Genomic DNA, 6,388 nt, shown 5'->3' with positions numbered 1-6,388 from the left:
GGTATCGGATCCAATCTCGAGAAGCTGGTCTTAAGACAGGCTGCAAGTGGGCTGCTCGGCGTAGCTCCAATAAAGCAGACCTGTCGAACACGTTAATGGCATTGTTGGATTGACTGGGTTGTAAAAGGTAACCCGGTCTGTTGCCGTTTCTTTGAAGCGGGCAACGAGATGATGAGCATTGGCAATGAGAACGATTAAGTGTCGTAAGGGCATTTGGTGGATGCCTTGGCATGCACAGGCGATGAAGGACGTGATACGCTGCGAAAAGCCGTGGGGAGCTGCGAATGAGCTTTGATCCATGGATCTCCGAATGGGGCAACCCACCTTAAATGCTTGGAAAATCATTCTGGTTGTTTGGCCTCTGGCCGGGCAACCCGAGTGGTTTCCAAGCATTGTGATAAGGTATCTACACCTGAATACATAGGGTGTAAGAAGCGAACGCAGGGAACTGAAACATCTAAGTACCTGCAGGAAAGGACATCAACCGAGACTCCGCAAGTAGTGGCGAGCGAACGCGGACCAGGCCAGTGGCAATTGTGATTAAAGTGGAACGCTCTGGAAAGTGCGGCCGTAGTGGGTGACAGCCCCGTACGCGTAGATATCACGATTGTCCTAGAGTAGGGCGGGACACGAGAAATCCTGTCTGAACATGGGGAGACCACTCTCCAAGCCTAAGTACTCGTGCATGACCGATAGCGAACAAGTACCGTGAGGGAAAGGTGAAAAGCACCCCGACAAGGGGAGTGAAATAGAACCTGAAACCGGATGCCTACAAACAGTCGGAGCCCGCAAGGGTGACGGCGTACCTTTTGTATAATGGGTCAACGACTTAGTGTAACAAGCAAGCTTAAGCCGGTAGGTGTAGGCGAAGCGAAAGCGAGTCTGAATAGGGCGATTTAGTTTGTTGCATTAGACCCGAAACCGAGTGATCTAGCCATGAGCAGGTTGAAGGTTGGGTAACACCAACTGGAGGACCGAACCCGCATCTGTTGCAATAGATTGGGATGACTTGTGGCTAGGGGTGAAAGGCCAATCAAACTCGGAAATAGCTGGTTCTCCGCGAAATCTATTTAGGTAGAGCGTCGAGCGAATACCCCCGGGGGTAGAGCACTGGATGGGCTATGGGGACTCACCGTCTTACTGATCCTAACCAAACTCCGAATACCGGGGAGTACTACTCGGCAGACACACGGCGGGTGCTAACGTCCGTCGTGAAAAGGGCAACAACCCTAACCTCCAGCTAAGGTCCCCAAGTCATGGCTAAGTGGGAAAGGATGTGAGGATCCCAAAACAACCAGGATGTTGGCTTAGAAGCAGCCATCATTTAAAGAAAGCGTAACAGCTCACTGGTCTAAATAAGGGTCTTTGCGCCGAAAATGTAACGGGGCTGAAGCCATGCACCGAAGCTGAGGATTTGCGAGCAATCGCAAGTGGTAGCGGAGCGTTCCGTAAGCTGATGAAGGGAGACCTGTGAGGGCTCCTGGAGGTATCGGAAGTGCGAATGTTGACATGAGTAACGATAAAGAGGGTGAGAGACCCTCTCGCCGAAAGACCAAGGGTTCCTGCTTAAAGTTAATCTGAGCAGGGTTAGCCGGCCCCTAAGGCGAGGCAGAAATGCGTAGTCGATGGGAACCACGTTAATATTCGTGGGCCTGGTGGTAGTGACGGATTGCACAAGTTGTTCTGGTTTATTGGATTATCAGGGCAGCGGAGCGGTTCCAGGAAATAGCTCCACCGTATAGACCGTACCCGAAACCGACACAGGTGGTCAGGTAGAGTATACCAAGGCGCTTGAGAGAACTATGTTGAAGGAACTCGGCAAATTGCACGCGTAACTTCGGAAGAAGCGTGACCCCATTTTACGCAAGTATGATGGGGTGGCACAGACCAGGGGGTAGCGACTGTTTATCAAAAACACAGGGCTCTGCGAAGTCGCAAGACGACGTATAGGGTCTGACGCCTGCCCGGTGCTGGAAGGTTAAGAGGAGAGGTGCAAGCTTTGAATCGAAGCCCCAGTAAACGGCGGCCGTAACTATAACGGTCCTAAGGTAGCGAAATTCCTTGTCGGGTAAGTTCCGACCTGCACGAATGGCGTAACGACTTCCCCGCTGTCTCCAACATAGACTCAGTGAAATTGAATTCCCCGTGAAGATGCGGGGTTCCTGCGGTCAGACGGAAAGACCCCGTGCACCTTTACTATAGCTTTACACTGGCATTCGTGTCGGCATGTGTAGGATAGGTGGTAGGCTTTGAAGCGGGGACGCCAGTTTCCGTGGAGCCATCCTTGAAATACCACCCTTATCGTCATGGATGTCTAACCGCGGCCCGTCATCCGGGTCCGGGACAGTGTATGGTGGGTAGTTTGACTGGGGCGGTCGCCTCCGAAAGAGTAACGGAGGCGCGCGATGGTGGGCTCAGACCGGTCGGAAATCGGTCGTCGAGTGCAATGGCATAAGCCCGCCTGACTGCGAGACTGACAAGTCGAGCAGAGACGAAAGTCGGTCATAGTGATCCGGTGGTCCCGCGTGGAAGGGCCATCGCTCAACGGATAAAAGGTACGCCGGGGATAACAGGCTGATGACCCCCAAGAGTCCATATCGACGGGGTTGTTTGGCACCTCGATGTCGGCTCATCGCATCCTGGGGCTGGAGCAGGTCCCAAGGGTTTGGCTGTTCGCCAATTAAAGCGGTACGTGAGCTGGGTTCAGAACGTCGTGAGACAGTTCGGTCCCTATCTGCCGTGGGTGTAGGAATATTGACAGGATCTGTCCCTAGTACGAGAGGACCGGGATGGACATATCTCTGGTGGACCTGTTGTCCTGCCAAGGGCATAGCAGGGTAGCTATATATGGACGGGATAACCGCTGAAGGCATCTAAGCGGGAAACCCACCTGAAAACGAGTATTCCCTATCAGAGCCGTGGAAGACGACCACGTTGATAGGCCGGGTGTGGAAGTGCGGCAACGCATGAAGCTTACCGGTACTAATAGCTCGATTGGCTTGATCGTTCTCATTGACTATGCTCATCCCCCGGCGAAGGCTTTGCCTTCGTCCGGATCGATGAAGTGAGTAGTGAATAGGCAGTAGTGAGCAGTGAAAACTCTCGCGGCTGCCCTCATAAGCCTCAAAAGACGTGTTCAAAACAAACCACGACCGACTAGTCACTAACTAGTCACTCAGTGTACCAGCTTCTCAAATCAATAAGTTGCGCTTTGCCGACCTGGTGGTTATGGCGGGGTGGCTGCACCCGTTCCCATTCCGAACACGGCCGTGAAACGCCCCTGCGCCCATGGTACTTCGTCTTAAGACGCGGGAGAGTAGGTCGCTGCCAGGTCTGCAAAGCGCAACTTATATCAATCAATCTTCTCAATCACGCCAAACGGCCCATAGCCGAGACAAAAGGGCCGCCCATAAAGCGGCCTTTTGTGTTAAATTATATCTCGCGGGGTGGAGCAGCCCGGTAGCTCGTCAGGCTCATAACCTGAAGGCCGCAGGTTCAAATCCTGCCCCCGCAACCAAATCCCACATAGACCGCCATACACACTGATACAAAAAGCCCGCCTCGTGCGGGCTTTTGGCGTTTCCAGACGTGCGAGTTAACGCCTCAACAGGTGTCCGCAATAGGGACAGGCGATGATGAATAGCCGATCTGCCTACATGCCCGTTCGAGTGTCTGAACCACGCCTTCGCCCCGGTAGGTCAGGCGTGCATAGTCCTCGGATCAACCCATTTATCGGTTCTTAAGCAAAGAATGACAGCTTAGCTCCAATCGATGGTGAGGGTGCATTCGTGGTAAATGGTTTGATGTCGCGGGTTCGCATTCAGACGAAGGTGCTCGTACTTTTGGCGCCATTCGTCATTAGTCTATGCGCAGTGGGACTGACGGGGTACTACGCGTCCAGCCTTCTCGAGGGACGCATGGAGATCTCCAACCATGTTTTGCAGTCCCTGAACGGGTTCAAACATGTTTCTTCCAGCATGACCGGCTTTCTGATGAAGCCGTCGCAGGAAGCTCGTGATACCGCGCTTGCCGACGCCCGAGAGCAACTGACAAACCTGCAGCAGACGATCGAGAGGCTAAGGCCGACGACCGATGTGGGGCTTCTTGACCGGGCGCTTGATCAGTCGCAAATCATACCGCAAAAGATCGAAGCGATCTGGCAAATCGAAACGGGACAGCAGAAAATTCTCAGCGATGTGGACGCTGCTTCCGCGGCACTTCTTGACCTGCAAGGGCAGGTTGGCAAGCGCTCATTCATGCTGATGGCCAGTGCGAAAAAGATGGAAAATGCCAACAAGAGCGGCCTGAGCAATTCCGTCTCCATCAGCGCCGCCGCCAGTATCGCGACAAAACTTCGCAATGACTATGCGAGCGTGACGACGCCGGCTGACAAAGTTGGCCTGTTAGCCAAATATGCCCCCGATTTGCAAAAGGCAAAGGAACAGCTTTCGCCTGCTGTAGGGACCGACAAACAAGCCATCGCCGCCCAGTATGCCGCTGCTATGGATGCTGTCGCCAACGCTTCGAAGGTGTCGCCTGACACTTTGGATGTCCCAGCAACGGATACCGCCGTCGCCGATCTTGCTGCAACTGGCGACAGCCTCAAGACGATTGGCGACGATCTGATGCGGACCTCCGTGTTGGCGCTTGCCGCGTCGGACAAAGATATCTCTCAGGCGACCAATGTCGGCAACGAACTGCGCGCCATTGTTAACAGCAATAACGAGATCCGCGTCGGCTTCGCCGAACTCGCCGGCAATCCAGACGACGCGCGAGTGAAGAAAGTCCAGCAGTCGATCTACATGTATCAGACCGAACTCGGCCGTCTTGCCGGCGTGGTGAACGACGATCCGGTCTTTGCCGAAATTCCGAAGAAGGCTCAACCCGTCCTCGATCTGCTTGCGGCGAACGCGGCAGCGCTTTCCGAAGGTGCGGTGCGCAAACTGGCTGAGTTCGACAGCGCTGCGGGGCAGATCGACAACACCTGGAACCTGCTTGCTCAATTCGCCGAGACGCAGAGGCAAAATGCTGGGCAGGATCGTCAACAGGCCAATAGGATATCCGCAGGCGCGATTGTCATCGGCATCCTGATTGCTATGACCGCGGGTGCCGCACTGGTCGTCACCCTGAAGGGACCGATCACCCAGATTACCGCAGCGATGCGCAAGATCGCAGAGGGACGGCTCGATACCACAATCACCGGCGAGGCACGGGGCGACGAAATCGGGGAAATGGCTCGTGCGCTTTCCGTCTTCAAACAAAATGCGCTGTCGAATGTCGAAATGGAACAACAGGCCGAGATCGCGCGCAGTGATGCGGAATCTGAGCGCGCCCGCAACGAACTCCAGCGACGTAGCGCCAAGGTCCAGGTTGACGCCGCAATCGAGGCGCTTGCAGAGGGGCTCACGCGGCTGTCGCGCGGGGAGTTGAATTTTTCGATCGATACGCCCTTTGCCGCCGAACTCGACCGGATCCGCACCGATTTCAACATGTCGGTGGCGGGTCTCAGAGAGACGCTCTGCGATATCCGCGAGACGTCTTCCCTCATCAACGACAATGGCCGACAGATGGCGGAAGCCGTTGATGACCTGGCCCGTCGAACGGAGAAGCAGGCGGCTGCACTTGAGGAAACCGCAGCGGCAGTGGAGGAGATTTCTTCCGCCGTCAATACCTCGTCAGGACGGGCAGCAGCAGCGCTTGCGCTTGTCCAGCGCGCCAAACAGGGTGCCGACGCCTCGGCTTCAGTGGTCCAAAACGCGGTTTCGGCCATGGGACGGATTGAGGACGCGTCGGGTAAGATCGTTCAGATTGTCAGCGCCATCGACTCCATCGCTTTCCAGACCAATCTCTTGGCGCTAAATGCGGGAGTCGAAGCGGCGAGAGCGGGTGAGGCCGGCAAGGGCTTTGCTGTCGTGGCACAGGAGGTGCGGGAACTGGCGCAGCGATCGGCTCGTGCAGCCAAGGAAATCGGCGAGCTCATCAACAATTCCGTCCGCGAGGTTGCGTCCGGCTCCGAATTCGTCGGCCGCACCGGCGATGCGCTGATGGAGATTTCCAGCGAGATCGTCCACATCGTCGGCCATATTGAACTCATTGCCTCGTCAAGCCGCGAACAGGCAACGACACTCCATTCGATCAACGCGTCGGTCAATGATATTGATCGTATGACGCAGCAAAATGCGGCGATGGTGGAAGAGACGAATGCTGCCACCCAACAGCTATCGTCCGAGGCGCTTGCACTTACCGACATGATTGCACGCTTTCGGCTTGAAGGCCGCGAGAGCCCGGCTTCAAGAGGGTACGAGGCTGCGGCATGACGGCAGCATGTATTCGCAAAGCACTTGCTTTGAGATGCATGGTTTCCGATCAGAAAGCTGATGAGCGATAC

At 55.2% G+C, this 6,388-nt stretch carries 1 protein-coding gene, 1 tRNA gene and 2 rRNA genes; all 4 read left to right on the top strand.

From position 1 onward, the window contains the following. Positions 1 to 192 precede the first annotated feature (192 nt). The 4 genes from NE851_RS30675 to NE851_RS30660 all read left to right on the top strand — a co-directional run bounded on the left by NE851_RS30675 (position 193) and on the right by NE851_RS30660 (position 6,317). Positions 193 to 3,007, top strand: a 23S ribosomal RNA gene (locus NE851_RS30675). 211 nt (positions 3,008 to 3,218) lie between these two features. Then, positions 3,219 to 3,333: ribosomal RNA gene (rrf, locus tag NE851_RS30670) — 5S ribosomal RNA — on the top strand. A gap of 107 nt (positions 3,334 to 3,440) precedes the next feature. Beyond that, a tRNA-Met gene (locus tag NE851_RS30665) sits at positions 3,441 to 3,517 on the top strand. 271 nt (positions 3,518 to 3,788) lie between these two features. Continuing rightward, positions 3,789 to 6,317 (top strand): methyl-accepting chemotaxis protein, encoded by a 2,529-nt coding sequence (locus NE851_RS30660; RefSeq protein WP_254959566.1) that lies wholly within the window; start codon positions 3,789 to 3,791, stop codon positions 6,315 to 6,317. Positions 6,318 to 6,388 lie beyond the last annotated feature (71 nt).

The organism is Rhizobium anhuiense bv. trifolii (assembly GCF_024346605.1).
Taxonomy (GTDB): domain Bacteria; phylum Pseudomonadota; class Alphaproteobacteria; order Rhizobiales; family Rhizobiaceae; genus Rhizobium; species Rhizobium anhuiense.
This window is presented reverse-complemented; position numbering and strand designations above follow the sequence as displayed.